Annotated in this window: 17 protein-coding genes; 11 read left to right on the top strand and 6 right to left on the bottom strand. The window is 69.1% G+C overall.

Annotation, left to right across the window (positions count from 1 at the left end; translation table 11 throughout):
• The first annotated feature begins 659 nt into the window (after positions 1 to 659).
• The 6 genes from rplK to NE358_RS12980 all read left to right on the top strand — a co-directional run bounded on the left by rplK (position 660) and on the right by NE358_RS12980 (position 5396).
• Complete coding sequence (gene rplK, locus NE358_RS13005; protein ID WP_013585556.1) at positions 660 to 1091, top strand: 50S ribosomal protein L11; 432 nt, start codon at positions 660 to 662, stop codon at positions 1089 to 1091.
• 11 nt (positions 1092 to 1102) lie between these two features.
• Entirely contained in the window at positions 1103 to 1795 is a 693-nt protein-coding gene (rplA, locus tag NE358_RS13000; RefSeq protein WP_094734955.1) for a 50S ribosomal protein L1, read from the top strand.
• A gap of 173 nt (positions 1796 to 1968) precedes the next feature.
• Complete coding sequence (locus NE358_RS12995; RefSeq protein ID WP_499317921.1) at positions 1969 to 2787, top strand: amino acid ABC transporter substrate-binding protein; 819 nt, start codon at positions 1969 to 1971, stop codon at positions 2785 to 2787.
• An 88-nt stretch (positions 2788 to 2875) separates the two neighbouring features.
• A complete protein-coding gene (locus NE358_RS12990) occupies positions 2876 to 3541 on the top strand; it encodes an amino acid ABC transporter permease (protein ID WP_103205970.1) in 666 nt (221 codons plus the stop codon).
• Positions 3528 to 4328: an amino acid ABC transporter ATP-binding protein gene (locus tag NE358_RS12985; RefSeq protein WP_141378430.1), complete on the top strand. Its 801-nt coding sequence runs from the start codon at positions 3528 to 3530 to the stop codon at positions 4326 to 4328. The genes NE358_RS12990 and NE358_RS12985 overlap by 14 nt, the downstream gene beginning before the upstream one ends.
• Positions 4329 to 4352: 24 nt before the next feature.
• Positions 4353 to 5396: an NAD(P)H-dependent flavin oxidoreductase gene (locus NE358_RS12980; RefSeq protein ID WP_289939151.1), complete on the top strand. Its 1044-nt coding sequence runs from the start codon at positions 4353 to 4355 to the stop codon at positions 5394 to 5396.
• Between the two features lies 1 nt (position 5397).
• On the opposite strand, the gene NE358_RS12975 is transcribed toward NE358_RS12980, so the two are convergent.
• Together NE358_RS12975 and NE358_RS12970 are read right to left on the bottom strand one after the other, a co-directional pair.
• Positions 5398 to 5673 carry an acylphosphatase gene (locus NE358_RS12975; RefSeq protein WP_116239218.1) on the bottom strand — a complete coding sequence of 92 codons (276 nt, stop codon included), beginning with the start codon at positions 5671 to 5673 and terminating at the stop codon, positions 5398 to 5400.
• Between the two features lie 43 nt (positions 5674 to 5716).
• Positions 5717 to 6376: a LysE/ArgO family amino acid transporter gene (locus NE358_RS12970; protein WP_289939149.1), complete on the bottom strand. Its 660-nt coding sequence runs from the start codon at positions 6374 to 6376 to the stop codon at positions 5717 to 5719.
• Between the two features lie 70 nt (positions 6377 to 6446).
• Here NE358_RS12970 and NE358_RS12965 point away from each other — a divergent pair, with 70 nt between their 5' ends.
• A complete protein-coding gene (locus tag NE358_RS12965; RefSeq protein WP_116239216.1) occupies positions 6447 to 7334 on the top strand; it encodes a LysR family transcriptional regulator ArgP in 888 nt (295 codons plus the stop codon).
• A 2-nt stretch (positions 7335 to 7336) separates the two neighbouring features.
• Here NE358_RS12965 and NE358_RS12960 read toward each other — a convergent pair whose 3' ends face one another.
• From NE358_RS12960 to NE358_RS12945, 4 genes are all read right to left on the bottom strand, one after another.
• Positions 7337 to 8356: an NADP-dependent oxidoreductase gene (locus NE358_RS12960; RefSeq protein ID WP_289939144.1), complete on the bottom strand. Its 1020-nt coding sequence runs from the start codon at positions 8354 to 8356 to the stop codon at positions 7337 to 7339.
• Positions 8357 to 8496: 140 nt separating this feature from the next.
• Positions 8497 to 8961, bottom strand: coding sequence for a MarR family winged helix-turn-helix transcriptional regulator (locus NE358_RS12955; RefSeq protein ID WP_499317918.1), 465 nt, complete (start codon positions 8959 to 8961; stop codon positions 8497 to 8499).
• 1 nt (position 8962) lies between these two features.
• Positions 8963 to 10657, bottom strand: a complete 1695-nt coding sequence (locus NE358_RS12950; protein ID WP_289939140.1) for an MDR family MFS transporter — start codon at positions 10655 to 10657, stop codon at positions 8963 to 8965.
• A gap of 99 nt (positions 10658 to 10756) precedes the next feature.
• Positions 10757 to 11431 (bottom strand): YqaJ viral recombinase family protein, encoded by a 675-nt coding sequence (locus NE358_RS12945; protein ID WP_103205979.1) that lies wholly within the window; start codon positions 11429 to 11431, stop codon positions 10757 to 10759.
• 102 nt (positions 11432 to 11533) lie between these two features.
• Here NE358_RS12945 and NE358_RS12940 point away from each other — a divergent pair, with 102 nt between their 5' ends.
• The 4 genes from NE358_RS12940 to rplL all read left to right on the top strand — a co-directional run bounded on the left by NE358_RS12940 (position 11534) and on the right by rplL (position 14567).
• Positions 11534 to 11935, top strand: a complete 402-nt coding sequence (locus NE358_RS12940; protein ID WP_289939138.1) for an SIP domain-containing protein — start codon at positions 11534 to 11536, stop codon at positions 11933 to 11935.
• Between the two features lie 362 nt (positions 11936 to 12297).
• Positions 12298 to 13197 carry a hypothetical protein gene (locus NE358_RS12935; RefSeq protein ID WP_289939136.1) on the top strand — a complete coding sequence of 300 codons (900 nt, stop codon included), beginning with the start codon at positions 12298 to 12300 and terminating at the stop codon, positions 13195 to 13197.
• A gap of 429 nt (positions 13198 to 13626) precedes the next feature.
• Positions 13627 to 14142 carry a 50S ribosomal protein L10 gene (gene rplJ / locus NE358_RS12930; protein WP_094735742.1) on the top strand — a complete coding sequence of 172 codons (516 nt, stop codon included), beginning with the start codon at positions 13627 to 13629 and terminating at the stop codon, positions 14140 to 14142.
• A gap of 38 nt (positions 14143 to 14180) precedes the next feature.
• On the top strand, positions 14181 to 14567 hold the full coding sequence (rplL, locus tag NE358_RS12925; RefSeq protein ID WP_013585572.1) for a 50S ribosomal protein L7/L12: 387 nt from the start codon (positions 14181 to 14183) through the stop codon (positions 14565 to 14567).
• The last annotated feature ends 161 nt before the right edge of the window (positions 14568 to 14728 follow it).

Below are 14728 nucleotides of genomic sequence, written 5' to 3'. Positions count from 1 at the left end.
CTCGCCGAAGCGAACGCATGGACCCGAACGAGGTAGCGCTCCCACGGCTTCAGTGCCTCCCATGCGGCGCGGACCGTGTACACACCGGCGCGCACGCGGAGCAGGGATTCGTCTCGCCACAACGGTGGTCCGGATCGGGGCGCGTGCGAGGCGCGGATCAGTGGTGCCGGGGAGGCGCGTAGCGATCGGGGAACGATGTCCATCCGGTGAGGGTGCCAGTTCGCGGGCGGGTGCGTGCCGCGGGGTGTGGATAACTCGCGAAGGGTCCTCGTATAAACGCTCCTCGCGCGCATAAACACGATGCACACGCGTTTATGCGCGCGGATCGCGTTTATGCGTCAGGGCGGAGCGCGGAGCGCGGAGCGCGGGGGAGGGCGGAGCGCGGGGGAGGGCGGAGCGCGGGGGAGGGCGGAGCGCGGGGGAGGGCGCGGCGCGGGGGAGGGCGCGGCGCGGGGGAGGGCGCGGCGCGGGGGAGGGCGCGGCGCGGGGACGGTGGCGCGCGATGGCCGCGGGGACGGACGGCGCGGGATGCCGAAAGCCCCGACGTCGCGTACAATGGCAAGGTTGCGTGCGTCAGTGCGCAACGACCGCTGTCCGGAACCGCCGGGCGTGCGGGAGAGAGGGAGCCGCGAGGTTTCCGCTCGAGAGAGGAAAAGGATATGGCACCCAAGAAAAAGGTGACCGGCCTGATCAAGCTCCAGATCAAGGCAGGCGCGGCCAACCCCGCACCGCCGATCGGTCCGGCGCTCGGTCAGCACGGCGTCAACATCATGGAGTTCTGCAAGGCCTACAACGCGGCGACCGAAGCCCAGCGCGGCAACGTCATCCCCGTTGAGATCACGGTCTACGAAGACCGCAGCTTCACCTTCATCCTGAAGACCCCGCCGGCGGCGGAGCTCATCAAGAAGGCGGCTGGACTGGCCAAGGGTTCGTCCACGCCCCACACGGTCAAGGTGGGCAAGCTCACCAAGGACCAGGTTCGCGAGATCGCCACCACGAAGCAGCCCGACCTGAACGCGAACGACATCGAGGCCGCCTCGAAGATCATCGCCGGCACCGCCCGTTCCATGGGCATCACGGTCGAGGACTGAGGGAGATAACAATGGCTACCAAGTCCAAGGCATTCCGCGCCGCAGCTGAGAAGATCGCGGCCGACACGTTCTACACCCCGACCGAGGCCGTCGCCCTCGCGAAGGAGACCGGCTCGAAGAAGTTCGACTCGACCGTCGAGGTCGCGCTGAAGCTCTCGGTCGACCCCCGTAAGGCCGACCAGATGGTCCGCGGCACGGTCATCCTCCCCCACGGCACGGGTAAGACCGCGCGCGTCATCGTCTTCGCCAACGGCCCCGCGGCCGAGGCGGCTCTCGCCGCCGGCGCCGACGAGGTCGGTGGCACCGAGCTCATCGAGAAGGTCGCGGCCGGCTACACGTCGTTCGACGCCGCCGTCTCGACCCCCGAGCTCATGGGCCAGGTCGGTCGCCTCGGTAAGGTCCTCGGACCCCGCGGCCTCATGCCGAACCCCAAGACCGGCACCGTGACCCCCAACCCGGCCAAGGCCGTCGAGGAGATCAAGGGCGGAAAGATCGAGTTCCGCGTCGACAAGCACGCCAACGTGCACTTCGTCGTCGGCAAGGCATCGTTCTCGGCCGAGCAGCTCGACGAGAACCTCAAGGCCGCTCTCGAGGAGATCGTCCGCCTCAAGCCCTCGAGCTCGAAGGGTCGTTACATCCAGAAGGGCGCCGTCTCGACCACCTTCGGTCCCGGCATCCCGCTGGACGTCAACGTCATCGTCTGACATCGGTCACCGAAAGCCCCGCCGCACCTCGTGTCGGCGGGGCTTTCGCGTTTCGGGGCGGCACTGCGCCTGCACGATCGTGCAATACGGCGTCATGTGGGAAGACCGTCGCGCCCGAGCGTGTTCTGCTGGAGGGTACGCCTGCACCGCGTACCCCCCCACACCACTCACACATGTCTGGAACAGCTATGCCCCGTCGCCGTCTGACCGTCCTCGCCGCCACCCTCGGCCTCAGCGCCCTCGCGCTGACCGCCTGCAGTGGCGGTTCCACAGCGGCGAACCCCGACGCGGGGTCGGATCTCGGCTTGATCTCCGGCGGCACGCTGACCGTGGCCACCGAGGGTACCTACCGTCCCTTCTCGTACCACGAGGGTGCGGGCGAGCTGACGGGCTTCGACGTCGAGATCGCGAAGGCCGTCGCCGACAAGCTCGGTCTGCAGGTGAAGTTCCAGGAGACCCAGTGGGACGCGATCTTCGCGGGCCTGGATGCCGGCCGCTTCGACGTCATCGCCAACCAGGTCTCGATCAACCCCGAGCGCCAGGAGAAGTACACCTTCAGCTCGCCGTACACCGTCTCGCGCGGCGTCATCGTGACGACCGACAGCGACAACGCCATCTCGAGCTTCGCCGACCTGTCGGGCAAGACCACCGCCCAGTCGCTCACGAGCAACTGGTACGAGCTCGCGACGTCGAGCGGCGCCCAGGTCGAGGCCGTCGAGGGATGGGCCCAGGCCGTCGCCCTGCTCAAGCAGGGTCGCGTCGACGCCACGGTCAACGACCAGCTCACCTACCTCGACTACGAGAAGACCAACAGCCCGACCGGCCTGAAGATCGCCGCCACCACGGAGGATTCCTCCGAGAGCGCCTTCGCCTTCAAGAAGGGCCAGGACAAGCTGGCGGATGCCGTCGACGGAGCGCTCGACGAACTCCGCGCCGACGGAACCCTCGCCACGATCAGCGACAAGTACTTCGGCGCCGACGTCACGAAGTAACCAGCTGGTGTAAACCCCCGCGGATCATCCGCTTCCCCGCTCTAACGTGGGAGGCGGATGATCCGCTCGCGTGTGAGGAAGGAGGCTCATGAACGACATCTGGACCCTGCTCGTCGACTCGTTCTGGCCGATGGTTCTGGCCGGCATCACGGGCACGATCCCGCTGTCCCTGGCCTCGTTCGCGATCGGTCTCGTGATCGCGCTGGCCATGGCCCTGCTGCGCCTTTCGCGCAACGTGGTGCTGTCGGGCTTCGCCCGGTTCTACATCTCGATCATTCGCGGCACGCCCCTGCTGGTGCAGCTGTTCGTGATCTTCTACGGCCTGCCGTCGCTGGGACTGACGATCGATCCCTTCCCCGCGGCGGTCATCGCGTTCTCGCTGAACGTCGGCGGGTACGCGGCGGAGGTCATCCGCGCGGCCATCCTGTCCGTCCCGCGCGGGCAGTGGGAGGCGGCGCACACGGTGGGCCTGAACCGCCGCAAGACGCTGACGCGCATCATCCTGCCGCAGGCGGCTCGCGTCTCGGTGCCGCCCCTGTCGAACACGTTCATCTCGCTCGTGAAGGACAGCTCGCTGGCATCCCTCATCCTCGTCACCGAGCTGTTCCGCCAGGCGCAGGCCATCGCTGCCTTCTCGTACGAGTTCATGGCGGTGTATCTCGAAGCCGCGCTCATCTACTGGCTGTTCTGCCTCGTGCTGTCGTTCGGGCAGAACGCCCTGGAAAAGAGGCTGGACCGCCATGTCGCACACTGACACCGCCCCGCTGCTCGCCGTCTCGGGACTGCAGAAGAGCTTCGGCACCAACCGAGTCCTCGACGGTGTCGATCTCGAGGTGCGCCGCGGCGATGTGCTCGTGCTGATCGGGCCCTCCGGCTCTGGCAAGACCACGGTGCTGCGGTGCCTGAACGCTCTTGAGACCCCGGATGCCGGTGTGCTGGCGTTCGACGGGGGGCCGGTCGTGGACTTCTCGCAGAAGGTGTCGAAGTCCGATCGCACCGGGCTGCGCGATCGCTCGGCGATGGTGTTCCAGCACCACAATCTCTTCCCGCACCTCACCGTCATCCAGAACGTGATCGAGGGGCCGATCCAGGCGCACGGCGTCCCGAAAGCCGAGGCTGTCGCCCGTGCCGAGACCCTGCTCGCCCGCGTCGGCCTGTCGGAGAAGCGCGACGCGTATCCGTCCGAGCTCTCCGGCGGACAGCAGCAGCGCGTCGGCATCGTGCGCGCTCTGGCCCTGCAGCCCTCGTTGCTGTTGTTCGACGAGCCGACCAGCGCACTCGACCCCGAGCTGGTGGGCGAGGTTCTCACGGTCCTCCGCGAACTGGCGAACGAGGGGTGGACGATGGTCATCGTCACGCACGAGCTCGGCTTCGCGCGCGAGGTGGCCGACGAGGTGCTGTTCTTCGACGCGGGAGTGATCGTCGAGCGCGGAGCGCCGTCCGAGCTCCTGCGCCAGCCGAAGAAGGAGCGTACTCGACGCTTCCTCGATCGTCTGCTGCGCCCGCTCGACGGCCCCGACCCCTCGGAGAGCGCGGAGTAACAGCCGGCGCCGTAGGGTCGAGGGATGAGCCGCCTCGAGAACCTTCTCGGCATCGACGTGCCGATCGTCCTCGGCCCGTTCGGCGGACTGTCGTCTGTCGCTCTGACTGCCGCCGTCAGCGACGGGGGAGGGCTCGGGTCCTTCGGACTGTACGGCTACACGCCCGACCGCATCCACGACACGGTGTCGCAGCTGCGCGCCGCCACCCCGCGGCCCGTCGCCGTGAACCTCTGGCTTCCGCGCGGTGACGAGGTGCGCCCCGAAGACATCGACGTGCAGCCGTTCGTCGACGCCGCGGCCCCGCTGTTCGCCGCGGCCGGTGTCGACGCGCCCACCCCGCCGACGGCGTTCCTGCCGCCCGTCGCCGACCAGCTCGACGCCGTCTTCGCGGCCCGGCCCGACGTGCTGAGCGTCGTCTTCGGGATTCCGGATGCCGACACCCTCATCGCGGCGCGTGAGCACGGCATCCGCGTGATCGGCACGGCGACCTCGGTCGCCGAGGCGGTCGCGCTCGAGGCGGCGGGAGTCGACGCCGTGGTCGCCACCGGCTCGGAGGCAGGCGGGCACCGGGTGTCGTTCCTGCGAGAGGCGTCGGCGTCTCTGGTCGGAACGTTCGCCCTCGTTCCGCAGGTGGTCGACGCCGTCGGTGTCCCGGTCATCGCCGCGGGCGGCATCGCCGATCGGCGTGGGGTCGCGGCCGCTCTCGCTCTGGGCGCCGAGGGGGTGCAGGTGGGGACGGCGTTCCTGCGCACCCGGCAGTCGGCGGCGACCGCAGCCCATCGCGACGCGATCGGACGAGCGGCCGACACCGACACGGTGCTGACTCGGGCGATGAGCGGGCGGCTGGCTCGCGGCATCCCGAATCGAGCGATGCACGAGCTCGAGGCGTCGGGGATGATCGCTCCTTTTCCCGCGCAGAACTGGCTGACCGGGGTGTTCCGCGCTGCGGCGACCGCGCGGGGCGACGGCGAGCTGGTGTCGCTGTGGGCGGGGCAGGCCGCGGCGCTGTCGTGCTTCGACGACGCCGCCGACGTCCTCGCCGAACTCACGGCCGGCCTCCCGGTCTGACTCAGGCGGTGGCGCGGATCTCGAACCCGGATGCCGCGTGCTCGGCGCCCTCGACGACGTCGACATCGTCGACGCGGGCCCCGGCCGGCCCATCGTGCGCCCAGGCGATCACGCCCTCGACGTCGTCGGGGTCTCCCGAGAGGAACGCCTCCACCGAACCATCCCGGCGGTTGCGCACCCAGCCGTCGACGCCGAGACGCTCCGCCTCTGTGCGCAGGGAGTATCGGAAGCCGACGCCCTGGACGCGGCCCGTCACCGTCATCGTCACCGTTCGCATCGGCCCATTCTCGCCGACGCCGCCGGGCCCTGGTGTCGTCGGTTCAGTGCGGCAGCACGAGGGAGAGCGCGATCGCGAACATCACCACGGCGATGATGCCGTCGAGAACGCGCCAGGCGCGCGGGGTGTCGAGCCACCGGCCGAGGAACCGCGCACCGAAGCCGAGGGCCGAGAACCAGACCAGGCTCGCGATGCACGCCCCCACCGCGAAGGCCCAGCGCCCGTCGCCGTGCGTCGACGCCACGGATCCGAGCAGGAAGACCGTGTCGAGGTACACGTGCGGATTGAGCCAGGTGAGGGCGAGGCATGTCAGCACCGTCGCCGTCAGCGTGGTGCGCGCCGGACGGGTCTGTATCGTCGTGCCGCCGGCCGTCGGTGCGGAAGGGGATGTCGAGGTGTCCAGGTGCAGCGTCGCGCCGCTGGGATGCAGGGCGCGGCGCGCGGCGAGGAGGCCGTAGCCGACGAGGAACGCGGCCCCCGCCCACCGGACGACCACGATCAGCCACGGCACCGCCTGCAGCACCAAGCCCACGCCCGAGACGCCGAGCAGGATCAGAACGGCATCGGAGAGCGCGCAGACCGCCACCACGGCGAGGAGGTGCTCGCGGCGGATGCCCTGACGCAAGACGAAGAGGTTCTGGGCGCCGATGGCGACGATGAGAGCGAAGCCGAGACCGAGGCCGGCGAGCAGGGAGGGGAGCACGTAGGCGACGCTAGGGACGGAGTGAGGCGTAGACCAGCTCAGGATTCTGCAGCACCGTTAGCATTCCTTCATGCCGATACCCTTCGATCTGGCCCGGACGCTCGCTGTCGTCGTCGAAGAGGGGACCCTGGATGCCGCCGCCCGGCGTCTGCACATCACCCCCTCCGCGGTGAGTCAGCGCATCCGAGCGCTCGAGGATCAGCTCGGGCGCGTGGTGCTCGTGCGCAGCAAGCCCGTGCGCGCCACCGAAGCAGGCGGTGCCGTGGTGCGACTGGCTCGCCAACTCGCCCTGCTCGAGCATGACGCCCTCGCCGCGATCGGCGCGGAAGGGGGAGCCGTGGCATCCGTCCCGCTGGCGGTGAACGCCGACTCCCTCGCCACCTGGTTCCTGCCGCCGCTCGCCCGAGTGGCGGATCGTCGCGCCGTCGTGTTCGATCTGCACCGCGATGACCAGGACTTCACCGCCGGGCTCCTCGAATCCGGCACGGTGATGGCCGCGGTCACCTCGCGAGAGGCGCCCGTGGCCGGGTGTCGTGTGCGACGGCTCGGCGTGCTGCGGTACGAGGCGGTGGCCACCACTTCGTTCGCGGCGAAATGGTTCGCCGGAGGGGTCGACGCCGAGGCGCTCCGGGCCGCGCCCGTGGTGGACTTCGACCGGCGCGACGACCTGCAGACGCAGTGGTTGGCTCGCCGAGGAGTGCCCGCAGCGGCTCCGCCGCGGCACCGGGTTCCGGCATCGCAGGACTTCGCCACCGCCGTCGAACTGGGCCTCGGGTGGGGCTTGCTCCCGGGATTCCAGTCGGCGGGGGCGCTGCGTGCGGGCGAACTCGTGCGTCTCGGCGACGACCCCATCGACGTGCCGCTCTACTGGCAGCAGTGGAACCTCACATCGCCACTGCTCGACGAGATCGCCGACGAGATCGTCGACGAGGGGCGCCGGATGCTGGCCGCGGGCTGAGCTCAGTCGTCGCTCACGCTCAGCACGATCTTGCCGCGCGTGTGCCCCCGCTCGATCTCGGTGTGCGCCGCGGCGGCGTCGTCGAGTTCGAAGACGTGCTCGACGTACACGCGCACGGCTCCCGACTCGAGCAGCCGCGTGATGGTCGCCAGAGCCCCGCCGTCGGGAATCGTCTTGTAATCGGTGGAGCGGATGCCACGCTCCGCGGCCGCCTCGCGGAAGCCGGGCCACGCCCCGGTGGGCACCTCGATGAGCAGCCCACCCGGACGCAGCACCTCGAGCGAGCGGGTGCCGGTGTCGTCGGAGACGTTGCCGATGAGGTCGATGACGACGTCGACGTCGGAGACCACCTCTTCGAACCGCGTCGAGGTGTAGTCGACCACCTCGGCGGCACCCAGATCGCGGAGCCACTCCAGGTTGCGCGGTGATCCGGTCGCGATCACGTGCGCGCCGAAGTAGGCGGCGAACTGCACCGCGAAGTGGCCCACGCCGCCGCTGCCCGCGTGCACCAGGATGCGCTGGCCCTGATGGGCGAGGGCCGTCTCGACCACGATGCCCCAGGCGGTGAGGGCCGCCACCGGCACACCGGCCGCCTCGACGTGCGAGAGAGACGAGGGCTTTCGGGCGAGGGAGAGGGTCGGGACGACGACGTACTCGGCGTATGAGCCGCTCGTGCGCGGCACGGTGGCCATGCCGTAGACCTCGGTGCCGACGGGGAAGGGGTGCGCGTCGAAGGGGGCACGCACGACCACTCCGCTCACGTCGAGTCCGAGCACGACCGGCCACGACGAGATAGCGCCGGACAGGCCTCGTCCCGCGCGGGTCTTCGCGTCGATCGGGTTGACGCCGGCCGCGACCACCCGCACGAGCACCTCGCTCAGTACCGGCGTGGGGACCTCGATCTCGGCGAGGTGCAGTGCCTCGGGGTCGCCCGGGCCGTCGAAAACCACCGCGCGCATCGTGTCCGGCACCGACGGAGCGGGCTGGAGGACGGTATCGGGATGCGTCGATCGGAATCTCATCGGGCGCTCACTCTCGCTGCGGTCGGTTCGCGGCGACCTCGCCGCGGTTCCCACAGTCAACCCGGCCATTGTCTCGACGGTGTTACGCCTCGGTCACCGTGTCGCGAAGCCCGCCCGCCGCGCTCGCGCGGGAAGCGCGATCAGTCGCGAGCGGGGACTTCGCCGACGGCGAGAGCGTGCAGCAGCGTCGAGAGGTGACGGATGTCGTCGATCGTCCAGTCGGCGATCGCGTCGAACAGGCGGCTCTCATGCGGCGCGCGTGCCTCGGCCAGGCGGCCGTGGCCGACCTCGGTGACGGCGATGAGCCGTGAGCGACGGTCGTTCGGATCCGGCGTGCGCGTGACGAGGCCGAGCTCTTCGAGCTCGGTGATCGAACGGCTCAGGAACCCCTTGTCGGCGGCCAGACGCTCGGCCAGCGCGGACAGGGTCAGCGGACCGAAGCGGCTCACCACGGAGAGGGCTTTGAACGTCGCCGGCAGCATCCCCGGGCTCACGCGTTCCGCCGCTTCGGAGACGAAGCGGCGGAACACCGTCATGAGCTCCGAGAACGACGACTCGAGGGCCTGCACGGCCTCGCGGCGGTCGTCGTCCTTATCGCTCGTCACGTCAGCCATCCTCTCCCATCTCGGACGCACGGCGTGCACGGCGCGAGGAGCCGGCATCCTGTGTCGGGACGGTGCCGGTGGCCGTGAGCGTGGCCATGGCCTCGGGAACGGACACGGTGGCGAAGTCGGCCTCGCTCGCTGCGACGCGCTCGGTGGTGGTCATGCGGGTCAGCGGACGGTTCGGCAGGAACAGGATCGCGACGAGGCTCACGACTGCGACGGGCACGGCGATGAGGAACGAGTGCGCGATCGACTGCGCGTAGATGTCCTCGACGATGACGCGAACGCTCTCGGGGAGGGTCGACACCTGCGGGATGGCTCCCGACTGCAGGGTCTGCGCGACCGAGGCTCCGTCGGCGCCGAGGCCGATGATGGCGGCCTTGAGGTCGGCCGCGCGGTCGGTGAACAGGCTTGTCGCCATGCTCGCGAGAGCGGCGCCCATCACCGAGACGCCGATCGTGCCGCCGAGGCTGCGGAAGAACGTCACCCCGGAGCTCGCCGCGCCCATCTGCGTGGGGTTGGCGGTGTTCTGCACCACGAGGACGAGGTTCTGCATGGTCATGCCGACGCCCGCGCCCAGCAGGGCCATGTAGATCGAGACGAGGGCGAAGTTCGTGTCGTAGTGGATGGTCGACAACAGGAAGGAGCCCGCGATCAACAGCACGCCACCGGCGATGAGGAACGGCTTCCAGTGACCGAAGCGCGAGATCAGGGCGCCGACGACGATCGACGAGACGAGCAGACCGCCGATCATCGGGATCGTCATGACGCCCGCCTCGGTCGGCGTGGCGCCACGGGCCATCTGCATGTACTGGCTGAGGAACACCGAGGTGCCGAACATCGCAAGACCCGTCGCGATCGAGGCGATGGTGGCGAGGGTGAAGGTGGCGTCGCGGAACAGGGTGAGCGGGACGAGCGGCTCGGAGGATCGCAGTTCGACGATGACGAAGAGGACCGCGGCGAGGACCGCGCCGCCGACCATGAGGAGCGTCTCGGTGCTCGCCCACTCGAAGGTGCTGCCGGCGTTGGTGACCCAGATGAGCAGGAGTGAGACGGCGGCCGAGAGCAGGACGATGCCGACGTAGTCGATCTTCACCGCGCGCTTCGCCCGCGCCGGAAGATGCAGCGTGCGCTGCTGGATGAGGAGCGCTGCGACCGCGAAGGGGAGGGCGACGAAGAAGTTCCAGCGCCAGCCGAAGGCGTCGGTGATGACGCCGCCGAGCAGCGGGCCGCCGACCGTGGCGACCGCCATGACCGCGCCGAACAGGCCCATGTAGCGACCCCGCTCGCGGGGGCTGATGATGTCGGCCATGATCACCTGGCTGAGGGCGGCGAGACCGCCGGCGCCGAGCCCCTGCACCGCGCGGAAGGCGATGAGCATGTCGGTGTTCTGCGAGAAGCCGGCGGCGGCGGTCGCGAGCACGAAGATCGCGATGGCGATCTGGATGAGGACCTTGCGGTTGAAGAGGTCGGCGAGCTTGCCCCAGATGGGCGTCGAGATCGCGGTGGTGAGCAGGGTCGCGGTGATGACCCAGGTGTAGGCGTTCTGGTCGCCGGAGAGGTCGTGCACGATGACGGGCAGCGACGTCGACACGACGGTCGAGGCGAGCATCGACACGAAGGTGCCGAGCAGCAGGCCGATGAGGGCCGGAAGGACGCGCCGCTGGGCGGGCGCCTCGAGAGAAGAGGTTGTCATGCGGGAGCTCCACGAAAGGGGGACGGATGCCGCGACGACACTGGCGCGATTAGTTGACTGACGTCAACGATACGCCTATTGATTGACTTGCGTCAACCATTAATCGAGGAGGGCGAGTGCCCGATACCTGTCCGTGGGTTCTTGTCGCACCGGAGCCGGTCGCCGCGCCTCCATGGTGCGGCGGTAGAGCTCGTCGATGAGAGAGGTGGCCAACCCGACGAGCTTCGCGATCTCGCGCTCGTCTCGGTCGATCCACTGGCATCGCGGCTCGTCGTGCATCGGCACGAAGCCGTCGTGCTGCTCCCACGCGACGAGGGTGCGTTCGGCGCCCAGCACGTGCTGCTGCCACCAGATCTGGCGCATGTACGTCTTGGGGATCGAGCGCCACGCCTTGTTGGTGGTCTTGATCTCGGCGAGCACGATGCGCCCCTCGCCGTCGACGACCACGCCGTCGGGGGTCGCGAGATGACGCTTCTCGACCACCGCGTGATAGAGCGCGGACGACGGACGGATGCCGTGGGTCGCCGCCACCCAGGCGGCGATCTCGGGCTCGCGACGGCGACCGTGGGCCGTGAAGGCGTTGCCCGAGAAGTTCGAGCCCATGAGCTTGGCATCCGCGGCTCTCGAGATCGCATTGGCGCTCGTGAGGGTGGCCACGTCGGTCGCGGTGATCCCCCGGGACCGGGCGCGGATCCAGGCGACGCGGTCGCGCGAGTCGGCGACGATCCGGGCGTCCAGGTCGGCGCTTCGCGAGGCGACGAGCTCGGGGGACATGCGTTCGACCCTAACCCGGTCCGCCCGAGGTTTGCGTGCGAGGGGCGGCGCGTCGGCATCCGGGGTCTTGTGGGCGAAGTAAGGGTGCCCTAAGTTGTGTGCATGAGCTCGGACGGTCCCTCGCTGCGTCGCCCCGACGGTGGTCGCTGGTGCGATCTCGAAGGTGCGGTGCTACTCGGCGGCGACGCGCGGAACGTCCCCGACATGAGGCGAATCGCCGCCGCCCTCTCTCCCGAGGCGCACGCGACCGTTCTGGTCGAGGTCTGCGGGGTGGGGGAGATCGAGGCGTTCGACGCCCCGTCGGCACGGGTGAGTTGGCTCGACCGCACGCTCGATGGCGAGCTGCGCCCGCGCGGCGAGAGGCTCGCGGCGGCGATCCACGCGTGGTGCGCCGAGTGGTCCTGCGGCGAGGCACCCGTGTGCACCGTGTGGCTCGGTGCGCGCACACCGTCTCGCATCGTGCGCATGACGCGGGCGATGCTGCCGGAGTCGCGGGTCTCCTGAGGCGGGGCGGGTGGGGCGGGTGGTGGGCGCTGTCCGGTTCCGAGACGCACCTGTCTCGCGTGGACGCCGTCGTCTCGTGGGGGCGTACACGTCTGGTGAGGACGCAGTCATCTGGTGAGGACGCACCCGTCTCGCGAGGACGCACGCGGTCACTCGCGATGCTCTGCGTCTTCGCTGATGGGATGCGTCTTCGAAGCCCTCTCCGTGCCTTCTGTTGGGCGCGTGGCTGTGGATAACGCACGACGCCATGCTGCCGGATTCGACAGGGTGGGCGTATGCAGACGGAATCAGCGGTCGTGCGAGCCCGACGGTCGCTGTTCTCCCGAGACGAGCTCAGTGAGCGCGGTGTGTCGGATGCTGAGATGCGCAAGGCCGGGGCTGCGGGGGATTGGCACCGGATTCAGGCGGGCGTCTACATTGCTCGCAAGGAGTGGGAAGCGGCGCGGCCGAGCGACCGTCATCGCTTCGCCGTCCTGGCCGCCGTCGACCGCTCGCGGGACGCCGTCGGCGTGCTCTCCCATCTCTCGGCGGCTGTACTGCACGGTCTCCCGGTGTATCGGTTCCGCGAAGAGCCTGTTCACACGACGGTTCCTCGCGCTTCGCATCCTCCAAGTGGACGTACGATCCGACGGCATACGGGGGTGCTCGACCCGGCGGACGCTGTCGTCGTCGACGGCATCCGCTGCACCTCTCTCGAGCGGACCGTACTCGATATCGCGTGCACGCAACCGCGCGAGGTGGCTCTGAGCTGCGCCGACGGGGCCCTGCGTCGAGTCTCAGTCAAGGATCGGCGGTTCGATCCCGATGCGCAGGCGCTCTGGCGTGACGTCATGCGGGAGCGCGTTGAGCGTGCGAGGGGGCGACGCGGCGTGCGCGCTGCCGAATGGATCGTTGACTTCGCCGACGGTCGGGCGGAGCTCCCGGGCGAGAGCGTGAGCAGGCTGCAGCTGCATCGACTCGGTTTCCGTCGCCTGGACCTGCAGGTGGCGGTGAAAGGACCTCGTGGGTTCGACTACTTCGTCGACATCGCCCTGCCTGACGCGCAAACGTTTTGGGAGTTCGACGGAGAAGTGAAGTACAGAGACGTCTCGATGCGCCGGGGCCGCTCCGTCGAAGACGTGCTATTGGATGAGAAGCGGCGCGAGGACTGGATTCGCGGGGTCACGCAGTGGCGAGTGTGTCGCGGAGGCTTCGCCGACATCGTCTCGCCGGAGGCGCTCGCGGCCCGCCTGGCGGCATTCGGAGTGCGACCGCCGCGCTGATGCGGGCCGTAATCGTCATGCTGGCGGGGCCAAGACGCACGCGTTCGCTGAGGACGCAGTTGTTGGGGGCGAATCGGACGCGGTCACGACGAACGCGTGCGTCGTCGGCAACCCTGCGGGGTCGGCGGGGCGGGCGGGCCGGGCGGGCCGGGCGGCGAGGGCGGGGTTGGCGGGAAGAGCGGGCCGGTTTGGCGGGGGAGCGGGCGTCGGGTACATTAGTGGTCAAGCCAAAGACCGTCGGTTATCGGAGTGCTCGCATTCCGATCGAAGCGTCTGCTGAAAAGCAGAGGACCTACGCAGGTAAACGAACTCTCCTTCGGGAATCCGAGCTCCGTGCGCCTGCGCCGGAGCTCTTCTTTTTGTCCGGACCCGGTGTCTTCGGCCGGCGCCCCGCCACCGCGGAGCGCCTCGTTCACACAAGGAGTGGCCATGGCGCAGAAGGATGCATCGGTCGCCGAGCTCACGAAGAACTTCGAGAGCTCGACCGCCGTTCTGCTGACCGAGTACCGCGGTCTGACGGTTGCCCAGCTCAAGCAGCTGCGCAACGACATCCGTCAGGACGCGGATTACGCCGTGGTGAAGAACACGCTGACCAAGATCGCCGCGGCTAACGCGGGGGTCACGGGACTGGACGACGAGCTCAAGGGCCCGTCTGCCATCGCGTTCGTGCACGGTGACCCTGTCGCCGTCGCGAAGAGCCTGCGTGCCTTCGCCAAGGCTAACCCTCAGCTCGTGGTGAAGGGCGGCTACTTCGATGGCGCCGCTCTGACCGCGGATGAGGTCAACAAGCTCGCCGATCTCGAAAGCCGTGAAGTCCTGCTGGCGAAGCTCGCCGGTGCGATGAAGGCGACGATGACCAAGGCGGCATACGTCTTCCAGGCGCTTCCGTCGAAGGCCGTTCGCACGGTCGACGCGCTGCGCGAGAAGCAGGACACCGCGGCCTGACCCGGCCCGGATGATTAACCCGATCAAGGAGATACAACATGGCTAAGCTCAGCACCGAAGAGCTGCTCGACGCGTTCAAGGAGCTCACCCTCATCGAGCTCTCCGAGTTCGTCAAGGCGTTCGAGGAGACCTTCGACGTCACCGCTGCCGCCCCCGTGGCCGTTGCCGGCCCCGCCGCCGGTGGCGCTGCCCCCGCCGAAGAGGCCGAGGAGAAGGACTCGTTCGACGTCGTCCTCGAGGCCGCCGGTGACAAGAAGATCCAGGTCATCAAGGTCGTCCGCGAGCTCACCTCGCTCGGCCTCGGCGAGGCCAAGGCCGTCGTCGATGGTGCTCCCAAGGCCGTGCTCGAGGGCGCGAACAAGGAGACCGCCGAGAAGGCCAAGGCTGCCCTCGAGGAGGCCGGCGCTTCGGTGACCCTGAAGTAATTTCGCTTCACGCGGTCGCTTCAACGCGATAAACGAAGGCCCGGATGCCACTGGCATCCGGGCCTTCGTCGTTTCCCGCCGGAGGTGAGGTCGTCGGCCGTTCGAGGACGACGTCGCCTTCGCTCCCGTGAGACGCGGTTTCACCCGTCGAGGTACTGATG

This window comes from Sphingomonas sp. G5 (assembly GCF_052660795.1).
The sequence above is the reverse complement of the archived record's forward strand: the minus strand, read 5'-3'. Positions and strand labels throughout refer to the sequence as shown.

Coding starts and splice junctions, on each gene's coding strand:
- rplK (WP_013585556.1), top strand. CDS start 660: ATGGCACCCAAGAAAAAGGTGACCGGCCTGATCAAGCTCCAGATCAAG.
- rplA (WP_094734955.1), top strand. CDS start 1,103: ATGGCTACCAAGTCCAAGGCATTCCGCGCCGCAGCTGAGAAGATCGCG.
- NE358_RS12995 (WP_499317921.1), top strand. CDS start 1,969: ATGTCTGGAACAGCTATGCCCCGTCGCCGTCTGACCGTCCTCGCCGCC.
- NE358_RS12990 (WP_103205970.1), top strand. CDS start 2,876: ATGAACGACATCTGGACCCTGCTCGTCGACTCGTTCTGGCCGATGGTT.
- NE358_RS12985 (WP_141378430.1), top strand. CDS start 3,528: ATGTCGCACACTGACACCGCCCCGCTGCTCGCCGTCTCGGGACTGCAG.
- NE358_RS12980 (WP_289939151.1), top strand. CDS start 4,353: ATGAGCCGCCTCGAGAACCTTCTCGGCATCGACGTGCCGATCGTCCTC.
- NE358_RS12975 (WP_116239218.1), bottom strand. CDS start 5,673: ATGCGAACGGTGACGATGACGGTGACGGGCCGCGTCCAGGGCGTCGGC.
- NE358_RS12965 (WP_116239216.1), top strand. CDS start 6,447: ATGCCGATACCCTTCGATCTGGCCCGGACGCTCGCTGTCGTCGTCGAA.
- NE358_RS12960 (WP_289939144.1), bottom strand. CDS start 8,356: ATGAGATTCCGATCGACGCATCCCGATACCGTCCTCCAGCCCGCTCCG.
- NE358_RS12950 (WP_289939140.1), bottom strand. CDS start 10,657: ATGACAACCTCTTCTCTCGAGGCGCCCGCCCAGCGGCGCGTCCTTCCG.
- NE358_RS12945 (WP_103205979.1), bottom strand. CDS start 11,431: ATGTCCCCCGAGCTCGTCGCCTCGCGAAGCGCCGACCTGGACGCCCGG.
- NE358_RS12940 (WP_289939138.1), top strand. CDS start 11,534: ATGAGCTCGGACGGTCCCTCGCTGCGTCGCCCCGACGGTGGTCGCTGG.
- NE358_RS12935 (WP_289939136.1), top strand. CDS start 12,298: ATGCGCAAGGCCGGGGCTGCGGGGGATTGGCACCGGATTCAGGCGGGC.
- rplJ (WP_094735742.1), top strand. CDS start 13,627: ATGGCGCAGAAGGATGCATCGGTCGCCGAGCTCACGAAGAACTTCGAG.
- rplL (WP_013585572.1), top strand. CDS start 14,181: ATGGCTAAGCTCAGCACCGAAGAGCTGCTCGACGCGTTCAAGGAGCTC.